The organism is Arthrobacter ramosus (assembly GCF_039535095.1).
Taxonomy (GTDB): domain Bacteria; phylum Actinomycetota; class Actinomycetes; order Actinomycetales; family Micrococcaceae; genus Arthrobacter; species Arthrobacter ramosus.
On the sequence record NZ_BAAAWN010000001.1, the window covers coordinates 2,892,803 to 2,915,565 of the forward strand.

Genomic DNA, 22,763 nt, shown 5'->3' on the forward strand with positions numbered 1-22,763 from the left:
CCCTCCGATCTTCGCCGTACCGTCGTCGCGGGTTCACCGCGCCTGTCGACTTTCAGTCTTTCCTTCGACGACGTAGGTGATGCCATCGGCGGCGAGCCCGACCAGCACCCCGTAGTCGGCCTTGGCGGACTCCGGGGACACGTAGCCACTGACCACGTCGGTCAGGACGCGGTCGACCGGACGCAAGAGCGGATCGCCGTAGCCTCCGCCACCGCCGGTCTCGACCACGAGGGTGTCACCTTCTTCAAGGGTCAACCCGTCGAGCTTCCCGTTGGAGAAGCGTGTGGGCTCAGCGTCGCCGGCTCGATGGACCGAGACACGGTTGGGCAGTCCGGACTCGCCGTTCTCCACTCCCCAGGGCGGTTGCACCGTGCGCTCGACGAAGCTGTCGAGATTCAGTCTTTGTTTGGAAGTCCACCGCTGGACCGTTCCGAGCCCGCCGCGGTGGGTGCCCGCTCCACCAGAGTCCTCGCGTAACGCGTACTCCAGCGCATGGACAAAGCCGTACTTGGCTTCCGTTGCCTCAACCGGGGCATTGTGTGTGTCGCCGTCGTTGATGCAAATGGTCGCGCTCTCGCCATCCTTTGCCCTGGTGGCTCCCCAGCCGCCGCCCTGAATGCCTGCAAGGAACAGTGCAAATCGACCGGTTTGCGTGTTGACGCCGTATACAGTGCTGACGGCGAGATCCGCGTGGTGGCCCGCGATCGACCCACCTGGAACTGCCTCTGCGACGGCGCGGAAGATGCTGTCCACGATTGTCATCGGGTACGTCATCCACCAGCGCATGGCAGCCGGTTTCGTTGCACTCACTACTGTGCCCGGCGGCAATACGATTTCCACTGGCCGGAAGGCGCCGGCGTTGATGGGGAACTCGTTCGGTGATGTGAGGCACTTGAACGCTACCTGCGCCGCTGACCGTCCGGCGGTCTCACCCGAGTTGAAGTAGCCAGCGACCTGCGGACTGAGTTCGCTCAGATCAATGGTCATCTGGTCCCCCTTGACGGTGACGCGGACTTTGATGGGAACGGGGGTTCCGACGTTGACTCCGTCGTCATCCATGCTCGTCTCAGCGACGTATTCGCCGTCCGGAATCCGCATGACCGCGTCCCGTGCCAGGGCCTCGCTTCGCTCAAAGACCGACTGGAAGGTCCCCTCGACTGCCTCTGCGCCGTACCGGTCAAAGAGGGCGCGCATGCGGGTCTCGCCGGTGCGAACGGCGGCGACCTGCGCTCGAAGGTCGCCCAGCGCTTCTTCGGGGAAGCGAACGTTCGTCGCGATCACTCGGGTCAGCTCGTCGTCTTGGACACCCCTCTTGAAGATCTTCACCATTGGCATCTGCAGGCCCTCTGCGTAGATGTCCTCTGTGGTGCCACCCAGGTATCCGCCGACATCGAGCCAGTGGGCCATCGACGATGCGAAGGCGACCACCTTCCCGTCATGGAAGATCGGGCACGTGAAGATCATGTGGTTGAGGTGGCTTCCCATGATGTAGGGGTCGTTGGTCAGGAGGATGTCGCCCGGCTCCATGCCGTCCAGGCCGAAGAAGTCGATCTTCGCCTTGGTGGCCTGCGAGAGACCACCTACGAACATCGGAAGGCCCAGACCGATCGAAACCGTGTCGCCGTTCGCGTCGAAGAGCCCCACAGTGAAGTCCTGTGCTTCGTAGATGATCTGGTTGTAGGCGGTCCGCATGAGATTCGTCTTCATCTCATCCGTGATCGCGATCAGGTTTCCTCGGATGATCTCCGCGGTGATGGCATCGGTCTGAGCCGCGCCCTGGGTCACTGTCTCGACAGTCATCGTGCATCTCCAACGTTGATGTGCAGGTTTCCTAGGGAGTCGACGGTGAGCGAGTCACCCGCTCGCAGCAATGTCGTGGTGGTTCCCTCTTCGATGGCGGCGGGACCCTCGATGTGGTGCCCGTCCAGGAGGTCGGATCGGTCGTACACTCGGCAGGGGACGTCGCCCTCGGCGGGGTCGAGGACGACCCGGCGCTCCGATCGGGGGGTCGGGTTGGTCTCGCCTTCCTTGGCGTGGCCGATGACCGCCCACTCCGGCCGCGGGATGCGCCCGATGGCGGAGACCTTGATGGTGACGATCTCCGCCTCTTCCTCGGGGGCTGAGTGACTGAACCGCTCGAGGTGTGCCTTGTCGAAGGCCGCCTTTAGTTCGGCGAGGTTCTCGTCTTGCTCGACGTCTGGGAGCTGAACCGAGATCGAGTGCTCCTGGCCGACGTACCTTAGATCGGCAAAGCGCACAAACCGCATGTCGTCGCCGTCGATGCCACCGTTGTGGAGCGTCTCTCGCCCGGCTTCCTCCAGGCTTACGTAGTCCGATTCGAGCTCAGGCCCGCAAGCGCTCAGCCGGCGGACGTCGGTCAGGAGAAAGTCGTGGCGGACGTCGGCCATGAGCATCCCGACGGCGGAGAAGACCGCCGGCGCGGGCGGAATGACCACGGTCCGGATCCCCAGCTCGCGGGCAACGAGAGAGATGTGAAGCGGACCGTTTCCGCCATATGCGAAGACCGCGAAGTCCCGCGGGTCAAGACCCCGACCGGTGGTGACCGCGCGAATGGCGTTGGCCATGGACGAAGCGGCGATGGCAAGAATGCCGGAGGCGGCGCTGACCACGTCAAGGCCCAAAGGCTGGGCCAGCTCGCCGATGGTCCTCCGGGCCGCGTCGCCGTCGAGGTGGAGGCCACCTGAGAGGTCTCGGGACTCGTCGATGAGCCCCAGTATGACGGCCGCGTCCGTGACAGTGGGCTCGTCGCCGCCCAGCCCGTAGCAGGCTGGCCCGGGGCTGGCACCGGCACTTTGCGGGCCGACGTGCACTCCTCCCGCCGGATCGATCCAGGCCACGCTGCCGCCGCCGGTGCCGACCTCGACGATGTCCAGGCATGGGATCCGGATGGGAAGGCCGCGGGTGTACCCGCCGACGAAGTATTCCGCGGCCTGCGGGAACGACTGATCCCGGATCACGGACGCCTTGGCCGTGGTGCCGCCCATGTCAAACGCGATCGCGTCCTGATATCCGAGGCGCTTGCAGAGCTCGATCGTCCCTACGACTCCCCCGGCCGGCCCTGACTCCATCATCTGGACCGCCTGCCGCTGGATGGTTCCAACGTCCGAGAGACCGCCGTTGGACTGCATGATCGACAGGCCCGCGCCACCGCTGCTCGTGTGGAGGTTGGTCTCCAGACGATCCAGGTACTTGGAGACCGTCGGCCCGACGAATGCATTGGCAGCCGTGGTGGAGGTGCGCTCGAACTCGCGATACTCGCGCGTGAGCTCGTGGGACAGTGTCACGAACCGCCCCGGCAGCTCTTCGGCGAGGATTCGCCCCACGATCAGTTCGTGCTCGGGATTGCGGTAGGAGTGCAGCAGCACCACAGCGACGGCCTCGACATCGAGGGCACGTAACTGCGCTGCAAGCTCGCGCACCTCGGCTTCGTCCACCGGCTCGATGACTGTACCGTCGTACCGCATCCGCTCGGCGCACTCGAAGATCCGGTCCCGGGGAATGAGGGGCCGGAACTTCTCGAAATTGAGATTGAAGGCATCCGGTCGGTTCACGCGGCCAATCTCGTAGACGTCCCGGAACCCGCGAGTGGTCACCAGGGCGGCACGCGCCCCCTTGCGCTCAATGAGCGCGTTGATCACCACGGTGCTGCCGTGCACGACGGATTCGATGTCGTGGATCGAGGTTTCGGCGTCGCTCACTCCCGCCACAATGCCTTCAATGAGGTCATGGGGCGTACTCAAGGTTTTGCCGACCACCAGCTTCTGGTTCTGGTTGTCGAATCCGACAACGTCGGTGAACGTTCCGCCGATATCGATGGCGATTCTGGCGCCCATTTCTTGCGTTTCCTTCCGTAAGGGGTGATCAGCCCGTAAGGGTTGATCAGCTGCATCGGTGTGATGCCATAAACTCACGTACCCAAGCACGCCAATAGCGGGCAGCACGGTCATGAGCGTCTAACTCGTCGCCAGCCGTGACGGCTGCCGCGATTCGCAGATCCGAGGTGACATGAGGGTCTGGTGCTGAATGAGCAACCACGACCGCCCTGCCCCGCGAAGCCGCGAGTAACGCCGCCACCTCCTTGACAGTGCTACCGGTTCTGGTCGCGATTTCTGTCAGAAAGGCGGCTGGCACAGAATTCAGGAACTCGAACATTTTGTTCGCCAACTCGGGCGAGCCTGGTCCGAGGTCCTGAATTCCGGGGTCCTGAATTCCGTGACTCTTCTCGGTCACGCGAGTGGCCGAAGTGCGCTGATGGCCTTGGAGTCTCGGACGGCTCGCGCCAGGTCGGTCAACGCGACTCCATTGGTGTACGCGAGATCGGCCCAGTCTTGTGTAAGCTCCTTGGCGTCGGTGAACGCATCGCTCGGCAGGTAGAGGCCTGGCGAGAGGACCTGGGCGGCAAAGAAGGTTGCGAGAACTCCGCGCAGGTCGTCGAGTGCGAGGAAGTGATGCCAGGTTGCGCCTGTGAGGACCACCGCACAAGCTTTCCCCCGAAGGGGAGCACTCGCCTCGCCCCACATCCCCCGGGGAACTCGGTCCAGGAACATCTTCAAGGGAAACGCGGCTCGCGCCCGGTAGACCGGCGCAGCGAACACGACGGCATCCGCCTCTTCGAGCGCGTTGTGGAGGTTTTCGCCGTACTCAACGCTTGCCAGCTCCACGAGCTCCACGTCCGCGCCAGCTTCACGGGCGCCTGCAAGAACCGCCCGGGCAGCTGTTGCTGATTTGCCGCCGGCTTCCGGGGACCCGACAACCGCTAGTACTCGAGTCATCCCTGGACCTTCCCACCGACCTCCGAGTACTTCCCCCGGTGGAAGAGCAGGGGCCGCGCTCCTGGCTGGGCTCCGAGACTCCGGACCGCGCCCACCGCGATCGTGTGATCTCCGCCCGGGTGTTCCACCTCGAGGTCACAGTCGATCCAGGCGACCGCACCCGGCAGGTAGGGAGCCCCGTTCGGCGACAAATCGAACGAGACACCGCTGAACTTGTCGGTCTGAGACCGAGCAAACTTGTCACTGAGCGCCCGCTGTCGTGCAGACAGCACGTTGATGCAGAACCGTCCGGCCTCCCGGATGCGGGGCCAAGTCGATGATGTGTTCGACACGCACAGCACGACCAGAGGTGGATCCAATGACAGGGACGTGAAGGACTGGCACGTGAAGCCCACCGGGCCGTCATCCGTCATGGCGGTAACGATCGTCAGGCCCGTTACGAAGTGTCCGAGCACGGTTCGGAACTCGCTCGGATCCTTCCGGGTGGGCATACCGAAGTCCGGGTGCACGAGATCTCCAAAGTCCGGATCGGCAAGATAGGCAGTCATCGCCGGAGGCCCATCTTCCTGAGAATGGGAAGGATGTCGTCCTCCATGGTGTGCAGGCCCTTCTGTGGGTCCTCGAAGCACAGCAGGAGGCTCTCCAGGCCGGCCTCCTGGTGCAGGGCGCGCATCTTCTCCGCGATGGTCTCGGGGGATCCGACCAGCTGGGGCGAGGTGAAACCGAGCGAGTAGCTCTCGTAGAACTCCCGACCAAGCCCGGCGTACGGGTCGTCGTCCAGCTCCTGGGACTCTTGGTCCTTCCACCGGTCGACGCCCTTGAGCTGCCGGGCGTACCCCAACAGTGCCTCGCGGTCGATCTCCGAACGCAGCTCCTCGAACTTCTCCTGCGCGAGCTCGTCCGTAGCTTCGGGAAGGACCCAACTCATCGTGGCGGCGCGGATGCTCCGGTTATACTTCCCGGCCAGAGAGTGAGCTTCGTCGACCTTGGCCCGGTAGCCCTCCAGGTCAGCGGCTAGGGTGAAAATCCAGTCGACATTGCGCGCCCCGAACGTCAGCCCCCGGGTCGACATGCCGGCGTTCATGAGGACGGGACGGGGCCGGCGAGTCGGCCGCGGCTCGACGACCGCGCCGTACGACTGGTAGTACTTCCCTTCGAAGTCGAACGGCTCCGGCTCGGTCCACAGGTACTTCATCAGCACTGTGAATTCCTCTGCCATCTCGTAGGCCTCGTCGTGGCTGATCGGGTCCAACCCGAACGCTGCCATTTCCTGCGCCTGGTAGCCGGACACAATGTTCAGGCCCCACCGCCCGTTGGAGATGTGGTCGATGGTCGCACCGAACTTCGCAATGTGAAGCGGGTGGAACTTGAACGTGATGTGGCACGTCGAGAACAGTCCCATTCGACTCGTGATCGGCGCCGTCGCTGCCGCCGAAGCGAGGAAGTCAAGTGCTGCCCCATTGAAGTCGGTCTCACCGCCGGACCCCACCCAGCGACCGAACGGCACCTGGTAGTCGAACCCGATCGCTTCAGCCTGTTCAACCAGTCGGCGAGAATTCGGCCACTTCCAGAAATCGCGCTCGCGATCGTTGTTCCGAAGCGTTGCCTTGGACATCGTCATTCCGCCCCGGATGTTCCAGGCGAAGAATCCGAGCTCCAGGGGCTCCCCGGTCCGGGTTTCTGGCTGGCCGCCCGGGTCGACCGGCTCGTCGGTGAGCTCAATCTTTTTGCGAACCATTTCGTTAATCTCCTTCTAGTGAAATCAGTGTGGTGTTTGGATGATTAGGCGGGTTGAGCGGAGCCGACTGCGGCTGCCGCGGTCTGGGCGATTTGCTCGTCCTGTTCGAGAGTTCCGGCGCTGACCCCGACCGCCCCGATGACCTGGCCGTCAAGAGATATGGGGACCCCGCCGGCGAGAGGGCAGATTCCCTTGATCGCCGAGATGCCGAACTCGAATACCTTGTCCTGGCGGGTGGCTTCAAACCACATGCCCGTGGGGAGGCGTGTTGCCGCGCTGGAGAAGGCCTTGTCCTGGGCAACCTGCACCATGGAGAGGAGGGACCCGTCCATCCGGTGGAATGCTTTGAGGACTCCGCTTTCGTCAACGACGGCGACGACGGCTGCGACGCCGAGTCGCTGAGCCTCACGAATTGCGGACTCGATAACTTGCTGAGCGGCCGAATCACTGATGCTGAGCCGCGTTACTGCTGGGCTACTCATTCTTGGAGCTCCTGTTTTCTGGCGTTAGATGTTGAATCGGATGGTCCGGATGTCACGGGACGAGTACGGCGCGGCCGACGACTCGCCCGTTTCGAAGGTCGTCGATTGCTGCCTCCACGTCGGAGAGCGCGTATCGCGTGTGAAGCGAGCGGAGCCCGCTTTTCTGGAAGCTCACGAGCTCTTTCAGCTCCGTGTACGTGCCGACCAGGTTCCCCACGATGGTGACTTCCTGAACGAGGGCGCGCACGATGTCGATCGACACGGGGTCGCTCGCCCCGACGAGCGAGATCGCCCCGCCCTTGCGGACGAAGTCGAGCAGGCTCACCGGGCCCGGGCCGATCCCGGCGAAGTCGATCACCGCGTCGGCCCCGCCACCGGTGGCTCCGGCGACCTCAGCGGCCATCGACTCCAGCGAGCCACTGAAGGACTGGTGTGCCCCGAGCTCCTCGGCGAGTGCGGCGCGAGCCGGATCGGTGTCGAGGCTGATCACGGTGCAAGACGACATGCGCCGCAGCAACTGCACCCCGAAGTGGCCCACTCCGCCCACCCCGATCGCAACGATCGTCCCGTTGGGCTCGACGCTTGGCAGGAGTCGCTTGATGGCGTGGTACGCGGTGAGTCCCGCGTCCGCGTACCCCGCGAGCTCAAGAAGATCGGCCCCATCCTGGAGCGGGATCACCGCGCGTTCGCCGGTCACGACGTACTCGGCGAAGCCGCCCCACGTCTTGGCATCGACGCCCGGAAACCGACTGTCGGTGCAGTACATGTCGCGCCCCGCCCGACATCCATCGCAGCGACCGCAGGTGACGAAGGGGTGCAGGAGCACAGCATCGCCTGGTGCCACCGTCGTAACGCTAGAACCCACTGCCTCAACCCATCCGACTGTCTCGTGCCCGGGGATGTAGGGGAACTGCGGCGCACCGTAGACGGACGCCAGTGCCCCGTCGATCGTGTCAAGATCCGTTCGACAAACGCCGGCCGCGGCCACCTTGACGACAACGTCAGTGGCGGAGCGGACCTGAGGGTCGTCGACCTCAACGACCTTGATCTCGCCGAACTCTGGAATTACTGCGCCTAGCATCTGGACCTCCGAATCTGATTTCTTCAAGTGAACTCCCGGAGAGACCTGGATCACAAGAGCTGTACGATATCCATTTGGACTCCACTGAGACCATATCGGTCTTGCTGCGTGGCGTTTCGACGCCCCTCTCGCGGCGCCGGGACCCCTTCCCGCCAGCGCGGCAACCAAAGTTCGCCGAGCGTGAAAGCTTCGGTGCGGCGGTTCCCGTTGCCGAGAATATTGCCCTCGAGCGATACTTCGTCTGAAGTGCGACGTGCCGTCCCGCCACCTGCCGATGCGGCTTGCCGGGGCCGCCTGCGGCGTCGCAATCTTGCCAGCCGTCCTCGGCCTGGCAAGACACGCTCAATATTGAACCTGTTGCAATTGATATCGCGCAGATGTTGCATCGCAGTCGCTGCAGGGCCGATGCTCGTTGGTAAGGCATGAAGCTCTAACGCGGCTGGGGGCTGCCGACAGAGGCCTTCGCAGCAGTCGGCAAACTGCTCCGCGGCAGCCCGATGACCCGGGCATGTTCGCCCGATACCGGGGTCAGGCCGAAAGAGCGTGCCGATGCCAATGCTCGAAACTGGAGGTCTTGATGGAAGCGTTCGACTACATCGTCGTCGGGGCTGGTTCTGCTGGTTGCTTGGTGGCCGAGCGGCTGTCCGCTGACGGCAGTACTCGGTTCTGCTCCTCGAGGCCGGGAGCGAGGACTCGAACCCTCTGATCTCCGACCCTCGCCGCTGGACCGAGCTCCTCGGGAGTGAAGTGGACTGGGGATACGTGACTGAACCGCAGAGCAACGCGGACGGTCGTCGCATCCGCTGGCCCCGCGGCCGTGTTCTGGGCGGGAGCAGCTCAATCAACGCCATGGTCCACATGCGAGGGTGCCGCGTCGACTACGACAGCTGGGCGCGCTCGGGCTGCCTCGGTTGGGATTACGACGCCGTCCTCCCAGCGTTCGTTGCGATCGAGGACTTCGCAGCCGGCGATCCCGGGTACCACGGATCTGGCGGCCGCCTTTCTTTGACGATTCCGGAGTCGGTCAACCCCTTGTCAGAGGCAGTCCTTGAGGCAGCTCTGGACCTGGGCTTCCCCTTCAACTCCGACTTCAACGGCAAGGACGTCAACGGGGCAGGTTGGAACCAGCTCGCCATCTCAAAAGGCACGCGGGTTAGCTCGGCCGTCGCGTTCCTCCGACCTGCGATCGGCCGTCCGAATCTCACCGTGCGCACATCAGCCCAGGTCACCCGGCTTGTCGTCGAAGCCGGGCGGGTGCGCGCCATAGAGTACGTGAACGGGAATCGGACGCGACTCGCTGCCGTGCGTGCCGAGGCAGTGCTTTGCGCTGGTGTGATCGAGTCTCCCAAGCTCCTGATGCTTTCAGGGATCGGGCCCGTGGCCCAGCTCGAATCGCACGGGATACCGGTGGCCGTGGAGTCTCCCGAGGTTGGCGCAAACCTACACGATCACCCTGGCATCGGGGTCACCTTCACGGCCAAGCGACCGATCCCGCCGGCCGTCAACCAGGGCAGCGAGTTCGCCATGTTTGCGTGCTTGGACGAAGCGGCGCCGAAGCCGCAAGTGCAGTTTGGAGTCACTCACATGCCGTACGTCGCTGAGGGATTCTCGGCTCCCCCTAATTCCTTCACCTTCTACCCGTCTTGGACGACCCCGGAGAGCCGAGGCAGCGTGTCCCTGAGGTCGGCGTCGCCCACGGACCCGCCCCTGATCGACCCCCAGTACCTGGCTGCAGGGTCGGATCTGGACGGATTGGTCGGCGCGATCGGGCTCTCCCGGGAACTGGCCCGCGGCCAAGGACTTAGAGACTGGACTGGCGTCGAGGTCGTTCCAGGTCCGGATGTCCGCGACCGAGACGCGTTGCGCCGGTACGTCCGAAAGGCTATGGACACGTGGTTCCACGCGGTTGGGACTTGCCGCATGGGCAGCGATGATTCGGCGGTTGTCGACCCGACGTTGCGCGTGCGAGGCGTGGACAACCTGCGGGTCGCCGACGCTTCTGTGATGCCGACGGTCCCGGTCGCGAATACCAATGCGCCGACTTTGATGATCGCCCAGCGCTGCAGCGAGTTCATGCTCGGGCAGGCGTGACGCCTGGCTTTGCGCGCCACTGATCTCACGCGATGACTGCGCGACGGGCGGTCAGAGCGATTCGAAGTCCGGGTCGGTGACGAGGGTTATCAGCCGGTTCACGAGTGGCGCGACTCGGCGGCGGGGCCGCACAACCGAGAACCTGATCGTCGGTACAGGCGGCTCGATCTCGGCGAAGACAACGCCCCTGGCCCCCATTACCTCATCACATTCCGGGAGCACGCTGACCCCGAAGCCGGCCCCAACCATGTGAATGATCGTATGACTCTGCGCACCGACGAAGGTCAGGCGAGGGATGAAGCCTGCTTGGTGGCATGCCATCGAGATGAAGTCCTCGACGTGTGAGTCCGGGGCGCGATGGAAGCTGATGACAGTCTCGGAGGCGAGGTCGCTGAGCCGAACTCGTCCGCTGCCAGCGAGCGGGTGGTCGGAGGGCAGCACCGCCTTCAGGGGCACCTCCGCGATGTCAAGCACCTGCAGGTCGTCGTAATTGAGCCTTGCCATCGTGAAGCCGACGTCGATGTCCGCACTTTGGAGGGCGGCGACTTGGTCGGCTACGGGCATCTGCGTCGCCGTGACCTGAGCGTTCGGGTAGCGAGCCCGGAATGCCTTGAGCCTGGACCCGAGACCCCAGTTCATCACCGAAGCCACGAACCCGATACGGACCCGGCCCGCCTCCCCCAGCCGCAGCGCCTCCGCGACGTGCTGCAGGTGGTCGGTCTGGCCGATGACGTCACGTGAGACTTCGAGCAGGATTCGGCCGCTCTCGGTCAATTCGACTTGGCGGCTTGACCTCTCGAAGAGCTGGACGCCCAGAGCACGCTCGAGCCGCATGATCTGCTGGCTCAAAGGCGGCTGCGCCATATTGAGCGCCTTAGCCGCGCGACCAAAGTGCAGATGCTCTGCGACGGCGACGAAGTACCGCAGCTGGCGAAGTTCCATCAATCAAGACTACGAGAGTGTCTACGAAGCGTCAACTGATATCGAAATGCTCTGAACCTTGACAGTCTTGTCCGACAAGTCGCGGCGTCGTCCACAGATCACGTGAACGAGGGATTCGGTAGAGGTAAGCTTCTGGACGACGGCAGGCGCGGCTTTCCGTTGGGCCGGCGGAAGACCCGGTATTGGAGCGTCGACGCCGTTCTAGAATGGGCCGACCGGAAACGAGTGGATTGGGCATGGCACACCTTGTCGGCATTGACGTGACCGTTGGCGCGGACGGCATACCTCGCTGTGGTTGGGCGGGCGATTCTGAGGGCGGACTCGCTCGCTACCATGACGAGGTTTGGGGTACGAGAACCTACGATGAGTCTGCGTTGTTCGAAGCGCTCACGTTGGGTGTCTTCCAGAGCGGTCTGAGCTGGCGGGTCGTGTTCAGCAAACGGGATGGGTTCCGACAGGCGTTCAAAGGCTTCGACGTGGCGCGTGTCGCGGCGTTCACGCAACCTGAGATCGAGCGTCTGGCAGAGGACCAAAGCATCATCCGCAACCGTGGCAAGATCCGGGCGACTGTCGACAACGCCCGCGTCATGATCTCGGCCTCGCCCCAACTGCCGGTGCTTGTTCGGCGCTATGCGAGCTCGCGCAAGCGCGCTCCCCTCCACCTGTCCGACCTCCCCACTGCCACCCCCCAGGCGGAGGCGCTGACGGCGGAGCTGAAGTCGCAGGGCTACCGCTACGTAGGGCCGACCAGCGTCTACGCGTTCATGCAGAACGTCGGGGTGGTCAACGACCACCTCCACGGGTGCTTCCGAGCTTCGGACTACAGGTCCGGAGGCCACGACCTCAGCGGCGGCCACACAACTTCAGACAAGCTGTAGGAGGCCCTGCCCCAAAGGCTGCGAACCTCCTGCCTTTGGCTACCGGGTCGGTAGACCGGACCGGTGAGGGCTGGCGCTTACATATCAGCAACCCAAGCGATGAGTGTGCGTCGGAAGGGCCACGCCCGCAGGCGTGACGCATGTCAGCGGCCGTTGAAGACTGCGTGCCCAGGGCCGTCTTGCTGAAGGCTCACGATGCCGTTCTGCAGGTCCTCACTCTGCATCACTCCCGGTCCCAGGTCCTTGCTGACCTGGTCGGCCGCGGTCACTCCACCGGAACGCCAGGTGTGGAGAAGTTGTTTGGTCGTCGCGTAAGCGCGAGTGGGTCCGTGCGCGAGTGCCTCCGCGAAATCACGGCCCTCCGTGGCCAGGCGATCCTTTGACAGCACCCGGTTGATGAGCCCCCACGATGCGAGGGTCTCGGGCGGGAAGATTGCCGCGGTCAAGACCATCTCCGCAGCCCGCGTTACACCGATCCGCGACGCGATGCGCTGCGTGCCCCCGGCATACGGGATGCCGCCCGCAACCGCCTCAATCTGTCCAATCTGACTGCCCTCGGCAGCCCAGATCAGGTCACAGGCGAGACACAGCTCAAGGGCGCCGGCGTAGCACTGACCCTGGATAAGGGCCAGGGTAGGGAACGGCAGGTTCTCCAGAGAATGGATCAGCCGCAGCACCATGGCCTGAAGGGCGACGGCCTGGACCTCGCCAATGCCCACGAAGATCGACACGTCCGCGCCCGCCGAGAAGTCGTCGCCTTCGGCCCTAAGGAGCAGAGCGCGAGCGTCGCTCCCCGCCGCTTGTTCGATCGAGGAAGTAATATCCCGAAGCAGCTCGGAGCTGAACAAGTTCGACGGAGGACTGTCGATGACGATCTCACCGAGCTGGTCGTGTTGCGTAAACGTTGCGAACGACATTCCGCACCTCCTAATGGCCCGAGTACTCGGGATAGTTCTTAGAGTTCTCGGATTCGAACCAGTCGCGTCGAGCCGCAGGATCAACGCTCAAGAAGTCGTTCAGCGCGACCTTCGCGTCGTCGGACTGCACGACCTCGGTCCAGTTCATGTTCTCGACCTCAAAGGCCGCTTGCAAGCTTGAATCCGCGCCGAGGTAGAGAGACCTCTTGGCGTTCGCCACGGCCATCGGGGGCAGACAGGCCAGCTCCTCAGCGAGGGACAGGGCGCGGGCAGGCGCGTCATCGACCAGCTCATGTATGAGTCCGAGCTCCAGGGCGACCTCGGGCCTCACGATGCGTCCGCGAAGCACCCAGTCGAGCGCCCGAGCCAAGCCAACGAGTCGCGTCACCCTCTGTGTTCCGCCGGCGCCGGGGACGACGCCGGCGCGGACCTCGGGATTCCCGTAGCGGTAGTCTCCTCGCTCTCCGATCCGCAAGTCGCAGGCCAGGGTCAGTTCGAATCCGCCTCCCATGGCGTCTCCGTTCATCGCCGCAATGACGACCTTCGGCAAGGCCGTCATGCGGTCGAAGATCACCTTGTACCCGCGCACGAGTGCGCCGGCGTAGCGCGAGGCGGCGGGGTCGCTCGCCAGGCCAGCCAGCTCCTCAACGCTGTATTGCGTGAAGAAGCCTGCGTCCTCTGGCCGAGATTGGATGATGACGGCCCGGATCGACGGCTCGCGCCAGTCGTCGACCAGCTGCTCGAGTTCGTCAATCACCGCCTTGTCGAGGTAGTTGTATGGCGGGTTCGAGAACGTAGCGATCTCGACGGCGCCTCGACGTTCGGTGGACCAGAACTGCATTGGCTTGCCCCTTTCGCTGCTCGGAGGTCAGGACGGTATTGACGTTAGAACGTGGGTGGGCGCTTCTCCCGGTGGGAGGCCAGTCCCTCGAGCACCTCGGGGCCTCCGAAGCCGTAGAACTCCAGACCAAGGGAGGCATCGAAGAGCGGCATGGCCTGCCGGTACCAACCGTTCAAGGCCTGCTTGGTCCACCGCTGCGCCGTGGGTGCGCCTGCGGCGAGGGCCTCGGCGATCTCGAGTGCGCGAGCCTGGACTTGCTCGTCGTCCACACACAGCGAGACCATGCCGATCCGCTCGGCCTCCTCGCCGGTCAGAACCTCGTTCATGAGGAGATAGTACTTCGCCTTGGCCATGCCGCACATCAGTGGCCACACGAGGGCCGCGTGGTCGCCGGCGGCCACACCCAAGCGCACATGCCCGTCGATGATCTTGGCGCGGCGCCCGGCTACCGAGATATCAGCAAGCATTGCCACGACGAGCCCGGCCCCGACGGCGGGTCCGTTGATGGCCGAGACCACGGGCACCGAGCACTCGACCATGTTGCGGACCAGATCGCGCGCCTCCCGCATCCCTTGGGTGCGCGCGCGCCAGTCCTCGGTCATCGCTTCGATCATGTCGAAGCTGCCTCCTGCCGAGAATGCCCGCTCCCCGGCGCCTCGGACCAGCACGGCGCGCACTGATTCGTCCTTGTCGATGACAGGCCAGATGTCAGCGAGGTCGCGGTGCATCTGAGGGCTTACGGCGTTCAGATCTGGACCGTCGATCATGATGCGCAACACGCCGTCTGAGACTCGATCGATGGCCAGGCTCTGAAACTGTCCGTAGTCGCTCACTGTTGCTCCTTTCGTGGCGCCGTCCGGGCGCCGAACTTGGTCGAACTCAGTCGTGGTCGACCCGGTGACACGTATCGGTCGGATCGGTGTTACCCCCTGAATGCCGCACCAGTTGCTTCGCGATGATGAGCTTCTGGATCTCGATCGTGCCTTCATGGAGCCGGAAGAGGGGGCCGAGACCACATCCTTGCGCACAAGCGTCCGGACCGCGTCGAGGATGGCCCCAAACTCGCTTGCCTCCATGTCGAAGCCTTCCTAAGCGTGCACGGGCGACCTTGTACGGGCTGTCGGTTCGCCCCTCGATGCGGCCGCTGACGGAACCGACGGCTACTTGCTTGAGCATCCCGTACACGGCCGTCGCGCGTCCAATACCTAATCCTTGAAGTATCGATATTCTCGGAGTATTGATGCATCAGTGTGGGCTTGGACGTGCAACAACTCGAGCTATTCCTTGCGGTTGCGGAAGCGCTCCATTTCGGCCGGGCCACCCAACGCCTTCACATCGCCCAGCCGCCGTTGAGTCGCATTATCAAGCGGCTCGAGCCCCATCTCGGCGCACACCTCTTCGACCGGACGACCCGAAGCGTTATCCTGGCCAGCGCAGGCGAAGCCCCTGGTGGAGCCAGCCCAGTACGTAGTGGACAGCTTTGCGGGCCGCGCGGCGGGCGGGGAGTTCGCGGGGGGTGGGGTTCGCTGGTCCTTCATCGCATACTGTTGTGGGAAGCCTCAGTCGTGTTGTTCGAGAACACGCTGTCCCGGAGTCGACCTCATCCTTCGCGCACGACTTGCGGGGAACAGGCACTTCGCGCCGTTCTCGACCGCGACCTGGACCTCGCCATCGTCCGTCTGGAGAATCCGTGCCGGGACTGCGCAATCCCGCGCTTGGCCGGACGAGTTGGCCTTCGCAACGCACCAGCGGACGATTTCCGCCCAGCGTTCCGGCATCCTGGCCGAGGAGATCATTCCCGTGACTGTGGCCGCCAAGTGAGCGCGGGCGATGGTCGTCGATATGCGCAGACACATCAGTGGAAACGCGGGCTAAGCCCAAACCGGTTCTGCTCGAGTCTGACGCCGAGGCAACGGTCACCGCCGGCAACGCCATCGTCCAGAACGACGAGGCGGCGGTGAGCCTCACGACCGCGGAACACGCCGGCCTCAGGCTGAACGACGTGGATTGTCTTCTGCTGCGGCGAATTCAGTCGACTGCTTCGAACAGGGCGGCTGGACCCTGCCCGCTGCTGATGCACACCTTTTCAAGTCCATAGCGATTCCACTCATGGATCACGACGAGAACCTGCACAGCAAACGTTTCGTTGAGCTGGTCGACCAGGTCGACTCTCCTGCGCGCTGGCGAGCCAGCAAGCCATCGACGTTCCCGGAGCTCAGCGGCGACCACCCTACCGATCGATATGCATCTGCTATCAGTCACCCACCTGAGTCGTCTCGCCGGGATATTGATTTTGCGGACGGATGCAGCCTAAAGTCTCAGGCACGAGCTAAACGGAATACATAGCAACGGCAAACAAAAGCCCGTACCGGCGGTCGCCCGATCAGCGACGTTCGTGAAGCCTTCGCCGGTCCGCCAGGCTCAGGGCCTGTCACTAAGGCCTCTCACTAAGACCGATTTTTTTGAGCATTTACCGCAGCCATTTCGTCTCTCGACGAACAATAACGAACGCCATCCATGCCGGCGATTTCATTTGCCGTTGCCGACAAAGAATCGGTGGCCCTAACCCGGAGGTAAAGCCCTTGCAGCACAAACTCGATTGGCAAGCTTCAGCGACGTCTGCCCAGAGAGCGCGATCGCGCGCGCTCCTCTCAATACTGGGTGTTGCGGCTGCGCTCGCACTGGCGGCTTGCGGCAACGGCTCCGGCTCGGGCCAAGCGGCCAGCGATTCCAAGCGGATCGCGGTCTTCCAGCCGACGAACACAAATAACTACACCGTCACCGAGATCAAGGGCGCCGTTGATGCGGCGAAGTCCAACGGCTACGAGGTCGACGTCTTTGACTCCGAGTTCGACGCAGCAAAGCAGGCCAGCCAGGTTCAGCAGGCTACCGACGCGAAGCGGTATGACGGTTTCGTGATCATGGCGAGCGGCGCCCCGGGCACGGTCTGCACGCAGATCCAGAACGCGATGCGAGCTGGGATTCGTGTCGCGATGATCAACCAGCCCGCATGCGATCCCGCGTACGGGCAGAACGAGTATGCGAATCCGATGAAGGGCACCTCCTTCACCGGGTGGCAATCGCCCAAGCTTTTCCAGGAGTACTTCGAAGCCGCCTTCAAGGCCAACCCCGAGGGCGGAGAGTACGCGGTAATCGCCCCGCCAGCGGCGCACCAGAACTTCGGCCGGGTCAAGGCTGCGCTGGACGCCGTCGCCGCCAAGCACCCGCAGTGGACCAGCGTCGGCTTCGTTCCGGGTGACTACCTGACGAACACCGCGCTGGCGAAGACCGCCGGAGTGATCGCCGCTCACCCAAACCTGAAGCTCCTCTTCAGCCTCTACTCCGGGATGACGGACGGCGCTTACGCAGCGCTCAGCTCCGCGGGGCACGCCGACACTGTGAAGATCATCGACTGGGTGTCGGAGGTGCAGGGCTATGCACGGATCAAGAGCGGCGTCTACCAGATCGGCTTCACGGGCCTTCCCTACGAAGAGGGATATCGGGGGACCCAGTCGGTCATCGCGCAGATCACCGGAAAGGACGAGTTCCAGGGTGTCCCGGCATTCGGATTCATCGATTTGAGTAAGGATCCGAAGGTGGCGAAGCTTGGCTTCGAAGTGAAAGCGACGAACGTTGAGCAGTTTCAGAATGCGGGGTTCCCGGAGCTGCCCGATCAGCCTGCGACCCTGAAGGTCGCCAACCCGTTCTAATGCGAAATGCGACAACCCGGGCACCGCGTCACCACTCGGAGGCAAATTCATGAATGCTGAAAGCTCCCCCGCCGTCCGGCTTCGAGCGGTGTCCCGCGCATATCCGGGAGTCGTAGCGCTGCGGGACTTCAACCTCACCGTCCTCCCGGGAACGGTCACGGCTCTCGTCGGAGAGAATGGCGCCGGCAAGTCAACCGTGGTCAGGGTTCTTTCCGGTGCTGAACGCCCAAGCCACGGGACAGTGGAAGTCGGCGGTCAGGACACCACTGGGCAGGGTCCGGCCCGGGCTCGGCGCGCTGGCGTCCGGGTGGTTCACCAGGAGCTTTTGACGGTGCCTGCCATGACAGCGCTGGACAACGTCTTCCTTGGCCAGCCGATCCTTCGATTCGGCACTCTCTTCGATACGAGGCGGATGCAACGCCGCTATGCCGAGCTGGCGGCGATGCTGGATGTTCGGATCCCCGCAAATAAGTCGGCACGAGCGTTGTCGGTTGCCGAGGCCCAAAGCTTGGAGATCATGCGCGCCCTTCAGGGTAAGGCGAAGGTGCTCGTGCTTGACGAGCCTACGGCTTCGATCCCCCTGGGCGAACGCCGAAGGCTCTACGAGATCGTTCGCGAACTGAAGAGGCGTGGCGTGGCGATCATCTACATTTCCCACGACCTCGACGAAGTCCTCGATGTCAGCGATACAGTCGCCGTACTGCGTGGCGGTGTGAAGATCGACGAGAAGCCGGCCGACGGGTGGACGAAGCCCGCTCTTATACGCGCGATGCTTGGTCGAACACCTCAGGCCGGCATCAAAGGCGGCGCAGGCCAACTCCCTTTGCGGAGCAACGAGCCTGCGCTCGAAGTCCAGCGGCTGCGCGTCTCTCCCCAGTCGGCCGAACTTAACTTCTCGGTACAGCGGGGCGAGATCGTCGGTCTGGCAGGGCTCGTGGGCTCGGGTCGCTCGACGATTCTGGCTTGCTTGGCAGGGCTGCGCGGCCCCTCTGCAGGCACCCTTCGGGTGTCGGGGCAGGCTGTGAGGTGGCCCGGGAGCCCGGCTGCGGCGCGACGGTGCGGGATAGTGCTTGCGCCGGAGGACCGCAAGCATCAGGGCCTCGTGCTCAGCCTTCCGACTGCGGACAACCTCGACCTTCCGACGATGCGCACTTCAAGCCGGTTCTTCATCAGGTCCGACCGAGAGGCACTAAAGCGCGCGGCTTCTTCGGCGGCCCAGGTCGGGCTCCCGTCGATAATGTTGCGCCGGCGCGCGCTGAATCTCTCCGGAGGGAATCAGCAAAAGGCGGTCCTGGGCAAGTGGATCTCGGAAGGGGCCCCGGTTTTCCTTGTGGACGAACCGACCCGTGGTGTCGATGTCGGGGCTAAGCAGGAGATCTACTCGGTGCTCAGGAAGTTGGCCGACACGGGCGCGGCCGTGATCTTCGTTTCCTCTGAACTTGAAGAGGTCCTTGAGCACTCCGATCGGGTCCTAGCCGTGCGGAACGGCGCAATCGTTCGGGACTTCGGCTACTCCGTACCCGATTCGCACACCCTCCTGGCGGCCCTCTTCGGACAGGACCCGGAACCTGAGGCGTCCCCGGCTGAGAACGAAATCGCGCCCTCAAGGGCAAATGAAAGGACGAGCAAATGACACCCCAGACGGCTCCGGCGCCCAACGAACCACGCAGCATCTTGGCCCGTCTTTCGACAGGGTCGCGAAGTGTCGGCCTCCGCTACGGCATGGTCCTTCTCCTGGCTATTTTGGTTGTCGGGGTCAGTACTGCGGAGAGTTCCTTCCTCACGCAGAGCAACCTGCTCAATCTTGCCCTCCAGTGGGCGCCGGTCGCCATCATGGCCGTGCCGATGACCCTGGTCGTCATTGCTGGAGGGTTCGATCTTTCGGTCGGCGGGACCTATGCCGCCGCCTGTGTCCTCTATGCGTATCTCGGAACTGGCGGACACTGGGGCAGCTCTGAAGCGCTGCTGGTTTGCGCCGCCATGGGCGCCGTGATCGGCCTCATCAACGGCTTGCTCATCACGGTCCTCGACGTCAACCCCTTTGTCGCAACGCTCGGAACCGGGTACATCGTTCGCGGCCTCGCGCTCGTAGCGACGGGAGGAATCCCGGTGATCATGACCACCACGAGCTTCACGAACCTGGGGTCCGACTCGGTCGGCGGGGTTCCCATTCCGGTGTGGATCCTGCTCGCCTCCCTTGTCGTAGGCGCATTTGTCCTCTCACGTACCGTCTACGGCAAGCAGATCTACGCGGTCGGCGGAGGCGAGGAAGCAAGTCGGCTTTCAGGATTGAAGACGCGAACGCTGCGAACGAGCACCTACGCTCTGGCCGGCGTCGCAGCAGGAGTCAGCGGCGCCATCATCGCCTCCCGCCTGTCTACAGGTGACTCGACAATTGGCGCAGGGATCGAATTGCAAGTGATCACCGTGGTCCTGGCCGGAGGCATCGCACTCTCGGGCGGCGAGGGAGCTATGTGGCGCGCCGCGGTCGGGCTCGGAGTCTTGGCCGTCCTGGGCAACGCCTTCGACCTCATGCAGCTCTCCACCTTCTGGCAATCGGTTGTGACCGGAGCGGTACTGATCGCCGCCATTGCGCTGGACAGGTTCGGCAAGCGTCAGGGCCTGGCTGACCAGACGACGCCGACGATGTTTATCTCGACGTCTTCCGGGGACGGTTTCACTGCCCCGGGCGACCGAAGCACAGCGCCCTCGTCGAACGAGGGTCCCAACCCAACAGACAAGGAGCTGGTCTAAATGCCAAGTGGGAAACTATGTACGAATCATCAGGATGAATGGACAATGACATGAGACTTGCCAATGTGAACAACCGGGCCGTCCTCGTTGCGGCGGTTGACAACCGAGGTCTCGACGTAGCGAATGCGAGCGGCGGCAAGTTCGGACCCGGGTTGATGTCCGTCTACGAGAACTGGGACAGCTTTCTCGAATGGGCCGGCACCGCGAATCTCGACAACCCCGACACGCACTTTCAGCGCAGTGAGCTTGGCAGCCCGTCGCCTACCCCCCGACAGATCGTTGCAGTCGGGTTGAATTACAGCGAGCATGCAGCCGAGTCCGGGTTCAAGGTACCCGATTCGCTACCGCCGATCTTCACCAAGTTCGTGTCCAGCCTAACTGGCCCTGACGCGACGGTCGCGCTTCCGAAGGGTGGAAACGTCGATTGGGAAGTCGAGCTGGTTGTCGTTATCGGGCGCGCCGCCAAGGACGTGCGCGAGGAAGATGCGTGGACCTTCGTAGCAGGCCTCAGCGTCGGCCAGGACATATCGGAGCGCAGATCTCAGCTGCATGGACAGTTGCCACAGTTCAGCCTGGGAAAGTCCTTCCCGAACTTTTCTCCCGTCGGCCCGTGGTTGGTCACGCCCGATGAGTTGGACGACGAGAACGATCTGGAACTCGGCTGCGAGATCGACGGTGAGGTCGTCCAGCTGGGCCGAACCCGTGACCTCGTGTTCTCCGTGACGGCACTGATCGCAAAGCTGACAAAGACGATCACGCTGTTTCCCGGCGACTTGATTTTCACCGGCACGCCGGCCGGGGTCGGGCTCGGCCGAGATCCGCAGCGGTTCTTGCAACCTGGCGAATCCCTGCGGTCGTGGGTGAAGGGGATCGGAGAGCTTCACCAGACCTTCGCTGCCGACTGATAACCCTCTGCACCAGCCTGTATCCGAAGACCAAAGATGGGGCTCGGCGACCAAGCCCTTTGATGTCTGTCGGATTTGCGCTCAAGGCGACCATGGAGCAATTCCATGCCGTCCGTCATATTCACGACGGGTCGAGCGTCCTATACTCGTCACACCCCGCTATGACCGATCTGCCTGATCCTAATCGGAGGCCCGCCATGCCCATGATCGATATCTACGCTGCCGTCGGCACCTTCGCCGACACCGCCAAGCTCGCCCAGGACGCCGCCGCGACCGTGATGGCGGTCGAGAAGGTCCCAGACATCCCCATGTTCCGGAAGAACACCGCGGCCTTCGTGCACGAGCTGCCCGCCGGGACGATCGCGAACGTCGACGGCGAGGACAACTACGTTCGCGTTCAGGTACTCACGAACTCGGGCGCGCTGGACCGCGAGAAGCAGCTCTCCGTCGTCCGTCAACTCACGGACCTTGTCGCGGCGTCAGCCGGTGACGGGTCCTTGAGCGAGCGAACCTGGGTTCTCATCACCGAAGCGCCAGAGGGCGGCTGGGGCCTGTGGGGCCACGCCCACCTCAACAGCGAGCTGGTCGCCGCCGCCCGGGCGGAGATCGCCAAGCTGCAGGCCTGAAACAACCAAGGAAGAAAGGGAAGGGTCATGAGCACGAGTCCTCTCTCGATTGACGTTTACGTCAGTCCCATGCGCCCGTATGAGTGTCCTGATCAGCTCGGTGAGGGGGAGGTGGCCACTTGGGCCCCGATGAGCTGCACGCTGATCTCGGGCGCGACTGAGGGGATCCTGATCGACGCCATGCTTACCTTCGGCAATGCCAATGAGATCGCCGCTTGGGCCAAAGGTTTCGGCAAGAACATCACCGGCATCTACATCACCCACGGACACTCGGATCACTGGCTCGGCCTCGCGCGGCTCCTCGAGCATTTCCCTGAGGCGCGCGGCTACGCTGCTCCTGAAGTCGCTGGTCGAGCTGCGTGGGAAGTGGAGTTCAACAAAGCCACGAAGTACTGGACGTCGCGTTTCCCGGGGGAGCTCCCCGAGCCCCCGGTCGTCCCTGAGGTGCTGGAGAACGACGAGATCCTCGTCGACGGCCAGGTCGTCAAGGTCATCCACGTTGGGCAAGGCGACGTGGAGGGCTCGACGATCTTCCACGTCCCGTCGTCGGAGGCGGTCATCTGCGGCGACGTCGTCTACAACAACGTTCACATGATGATGTACGAAGCCGACGAGGCGAAGCGTGAGGCCTGGATTGCAAGCATCGACGCGGTCGCCGCACTGAACCCGAAGATCGTGGTTGCCGGTCACAAGAGCGTGGGTGCTCCGGATCTGCCCAGGAACCTTTCGGCAAGCCAGCAGTACCTGCGAGACTTCACCGCCGTTGCGAACCGTGGCGGCACCGTCGACGATCTCGTCCACGGCATGCTCGATCTGCACGGCGAACGCGACCAGCCGCACACGCTATGGATTTCAGCCCGAGCGGAAGTCGCCCGCCGAGCCTGAACGACAGCGACCGGGCAGTTCCGCTGGATGGCCTCACGATCCGCCCGCTCACAGCCGCGAACCGAGCCGACTTGGCAAAACTGCCCCATCGCGTCTGTTCACAAAGTGCCACGGCACATT

At 63.6% G+C, this 22,763-nt stretch carries 20 protein-coding genes; 9 read left to right on the top strand and 11 right to left on the bottom strand.

The window, feature by feature from the left end:
• Positions 1-33: 33 nt before the first annotated feature.
• From ABD742_RS13405 to ABD742_RS13435, 7 genes are all read right to left on the bottom strand, one after another.
• Positions 34-1,800 carry a hydantoinase B/oxoprolinase family protein gene (locus ABD742_RS13405; protein WP_234750328.1) on the bottom strand — a complete coding sequence of 589 codons (1,767 nt, stop codon included), beginning with the start codon at positions 1,798-1,800 and terminating at the stop codon, positions 34-36.
• Complete coding sequence (locus tag ABD742_RS13410) at positions 1,797-3,854, bottom strand: hydantoinase/oxoprolinase family protein (protein ID WP_234750326.1); 2,058 nt, start codon at positions 3,852-3,854, stop codon at positions 1,797-1,799. The genes ABD742_RS13405 and ABD742_RS13410 overlap by 4 nt, the downstream gene beginning before the upstream one ends.
• A gap of 393 nt (positions 3,855-4,247) precedes the next feature.
• Complete coding sequence (locus tag ABD742_RS13415) at positions 4,248-4,793, bottom strand: NADPH-dependent FMN reductase (RefSeq protein WP_234750323.1); 546 nt, start codon at positions 4,791-4,793, stop codon at positions 4,248-4,250.
• Entirely contained in the window at positions 4,790-5,341 is a 552-nt protein-coding gene (locus ABD742_RS13420; RefSeq protein ID WP_308193829.1) for a flavin reductase family protein, read from the bottom strand. The genes ABD742_RS13415 and ABD742_RS13420 overlap by 4 nt, the downstream gene beginning before the upstream one ends.
• Positions 5,338-6,531: an LLM class flavin-dependent oxidoreductase gene (locus ABD742_RS13425; protein ID WP_234750320.1), complete on the bottom strand. Its 1,194-nt coding sequence runs from the start codon at positions 6,529-6,531 to the stop codon at positions 5,338-5,340. The genes ABD742_RS13420 and ABD742_RS13425 overlap by 4 nt, the downstream gene beginning before the upstream one ends.
• A 44-nt stretch (positions 6,532-6,575) precedes the next feature.
• Positions 6,576-7,013, bottom strand: coding sequence for a GlcG/HbpS family heme-binding protein (locus ABD742_RS13430; RefSeq protein WP_234750317.1), 438 nt, complete (start codon positions 7,011-7,013; stop codon positions 6,576-6,578).
• Between the two features lie 52 nt (positions 7,014-7,065).
• A complete protein-coding gene (locus ABD742_RS13435; protein WP_234750314.1) occupies positions 7,066-8,121 on the bottom strand; it encodes an alcohol dehydrogenase catalytic domain-containing protein in 1,056 nt (351 codons plus the stop codon).
• A 735-nt stretch (positions 8,122-8,856) separates the two neighbouring features.
• Here ABD742_RS13435 and ABD742_RS13440 point away from each other — a divergent pair.
• Positions 8,857-10,185: a GMC family oxidoreductase gene (locus ABD742_RS13440; RefSeq protein WP_344788196.1), complete on the top strand. Its 1,329-nt coding sequence runs from the start codon at positions 8,857-8,859 to the stop codon at positions 10,183-10,185.
• Positions 10,186-10,236: 51 nt separating this feature from the next.
• Here ABD742_RS13440 and ABD742_RS13445 read toward each other — a convergent pair whose 3' ends face one another.
• A complete protein-coding gene (locus tag ABD742_RS13445) occupies positions 10,237-11,127 on the bottom strand; it encodes a LysR substrate-binding domain-containing protein (protein WP_234750309.1) in 891 nt (296 codons plus the stop codon).
• Between the two features lie 236 nt (positions 11,128-11,363).
• On the opposite strand from ABD742_RS13445, the gene ABD742_RS13450 reads away from it, so the two are divergent.
• A complete protein-coding gene (locus ABD742_RS13450) occupies positions 11,364-12,005 on the top strand; it encodes a DNA-3-methyladenine glycosylase I (RefSeq protein WP_234750307.1) in 642 nt (213 codons plus the stop codon).
• A 143-nt stretch (positions 12,006-12,148) separates the two neighbouring features.
• On the opposite strand, the gene ABD742_RS13455 is transcribed toward ABD742_RS13450, so the two are convergent.
• From ABD742_RS13455 to ABD742_RS13465, 3 genes are read right to left on the bottom strand one after another with little or no spacing between them, the layout of a single operon-like run.
• Positions 12,149-12,922 (bottom strand): enoyl-CoA hydratase/isomerase family protein, encoded by a 774-nt coding sequence (locus ABD742_RS13455; protein ID WP_234750304.1) that lies wholly within the window; start codon positions 12,920-12,922, stop codon positions 12,149-12,151.
• Between the two features lie 10 nt (positions 12,923-12,932).
• Complete coding sequence (locus ABD742_RS13460; protein WP_234750299.1) at positions 12,933-13,763, bottom strand: enoyl-CoA hydratase/isomerase family protein; 831 nt, start codon at positions 13,761-13,763, stop codon at positions 12,933-12,935.
• 44 nt (positions 13,764-13,807) lie between these two features.
• Positions 13,808-14,596 (bottom strand): enoyl-CoA hydratase/isomerase family protein, encoded by a 789-nt coding sequence (locus tag ABD742_RS13465; protein WP_234750297.1) that lies wholly within the window; start codon positions 14,594-14,596, stop codon positions 13,808-13,810.
• 429 nt (positions 14,597-15,025) lie between these two features.
• On the opposite strand from ABD742_RS13465, the gene ABD742_RS13470 reads away from it, so the two are divergent.
• The 7 genes from ABD742_RS13470 (at position 15,026) to ABD742_RS13500 (ending at position 22,643) form a co-directional block, all read left to right on the top strand.
• Positions 15,026-15,724, top strand: a complete 699-nt coding sequence (locus tag ABD742_RS13470) for a LysR family transcriptional regulator (RefSeq protein ID WP_344788200.1) — start codon at positions 15,026-15,028, stop codon at positions 15,722-15,724.
• A 621-nt stretch (positions 15,725-16,345) separates the two neighbouring features.
• The gene (locus ABD742_RS13475) at positions 16,346-17,473 is read left to right on the top strand and encodes a sugar ABC transporter substrate-binding protein (RefSeq protein ID WP_234750294.1); all 1,128 of its coding nucleotides are present in this window, start codon (positions 16,346-16,348) and stop codon (positions 17,471-17,473) included.
• Positions 17,474-17,522: 49 nt separating this feature from the next.
• Positions 17,523-19,106 (top strand): sugar ABC transporter ATP-binding protein, encoded by a 1,584-nt coding sequence (locus ABD742_RS13480; protein WP_234750290.1) that lies wholly within the window; start codon positions 17,523-17,525, stop codon positions 19,104-19,106.
• Entirely contained in the window at positions 19,103-20,227 is a 1,125-nt protein-coding gene (locus ABD742_RS13485) for an ABC transporter permease (RefSeq protein WP_234750287.1), read from the top strand. The genes ABD742_RS13480 and ABD742_RS13485 overlap by 4 nt, the downstream gene beginning before the upstream one ends.
• A gap of 50 nt (positions 20,228-20,277) precedes the next feature.
• Positions 20,278-21,132, top strand: a complete 855-nt coding sequence (locus ABD742_RS13490) for a fumarylacetoacetate hydrolase family protein (protein ID WP_234750284.1) — start codon at positions 20,278-20,280, stop codon at positions 21,130-21,132.
• Positions 21,133-21,329: 197 nt separating this feature from the next.
• Complete coding sequence (locus ABD742_RS13495; protein WP_234750281.1) at positions 21,330-21,758, top strand: tautomerase family protein; 429 nt, start codon at positions 21,330-21,332, stop codon at positions 21,756-21,758.
• Positions 21,759-21,785: 27 nt separating this feature from the next.
• On the top strand, positions 21,786-22,643 hold the full coding sequence (locus tag ABD742_RS13500) for an MBL fold metallo-hydrolase (RefSeq protein WP_234750278.1): 858 nt from the start codon (positions 21,786-21,788) through the stop codon (positions 22,641-22,643).
• Positions 22,644-22,763: the final 120 nt, after the last annotated feature.

Bases quoted from the DNA above. Each gene is read 5' to 3' on its own strand.
- ABD742_RS13430 (WP_234750317.1), bottom strand. From the start codon at position 7,013: ATGAGTAGCCCAGCAGTAACGCGGCTCAGCATCAGTGATTCGGCCGCT.
- ABD742_RS13405 (WP_234750328.1), bottom strand. From the start codon at position 1,800: ATGACTGTCGAGACAGTGACCCAGGGCGCGGCTCAGACCGATGCCATC.
- ABD742_RS13455 (WP_234750304.1), bottom strand. From the start codon at position 12,922: ATGTCGTTCGCAACGTTTACGCAACACGACCAGCTCGGTGAGATCGTC.
- ABD742_RS13490 (WP_234750284.1), top strand. From the start codon at position 20,278: ATGAGACTTGCCAATGTGAACAACCGGGCCGTCCTCGTTGCGGCGGTT.
- ABD742_RS13410 (WP_234750326.1), bottom strand. From the start codon at position 3,854: ATGGGCGCCAGAATCGCCATCGATATCGGCGGAACGTTCACCGACGTT.
- ABD742_RS13460 (WP_234750299.1), bottom strand. From the start codon at position 13,763: ATGCAGTTCTGGTCCACCGAACGTCGAGGCGCCGTCGAGATCGCTACG.
- ABD742_RS13485 (WP_234750287.1), top strand. From the start codon at position 19,103: ATGACACCCCAGACGGCTCCGGCGCCCAACGAACCACGCAGCATCTTG.
- ABD742_RS13480 (WP_234750290.1), top strand. From the start codon at position 17,523: ATGAATGCTGAAAGCTCCCCCGCCGTCCGGCTTCGAGCGGTGTCCCGC.
- ABD742_RS13415 (WP_234750323.1), bottom strand. From the start codon at position 4,793: ATGACTCGAGTACTAGCGGTTGTCGGGTCCCCGGAAGCCGGCGGCAAA.
- ABD742_RS13425 (WP_234750320.1), bottom strand. From the start codon at position 6,531: ATGGTTCGCAAAAAGATTGAGCTCACCGACGAGCCGGTCGACCCGGGC.
- ABD742_RS13495 (WP_234750281.1), top strand. From the start codon at position 21,330: ATGCCCATGATCGATATCTACGCTGCCGTCGGCACCTTCGCCGACACC.
- ABD742_RS13445 (WP_234750309.1), bottom strand. From the start codon at position 11,127: ATGGAACTTCGCCAGCTGCGGTACTTCGTCGCCGTCGCAGAGCATCTG.
- ABD742_RS13450 (WP_234750307.1), top strand. From the start codon at position 11,364: ATGGCACACCTTGTCGGCATTGACGTGACCGTTGGCGCGGACGGCATA.
- ABD742_RS13500 (WP_234750278.1), top strand. From the start codon at position 21,786: ATGAGCACGAGTCCTCTCTCGATTGACGTTTACGTCAGTCCCATGCGC.
- ABD742_RS13420 (WP_308193829.1), bottom strand. From the start codon at position 5,341: ATGACTGCCTATCTTGCCGATCCGGACTTTGGAGATCTCGTGCACCCG.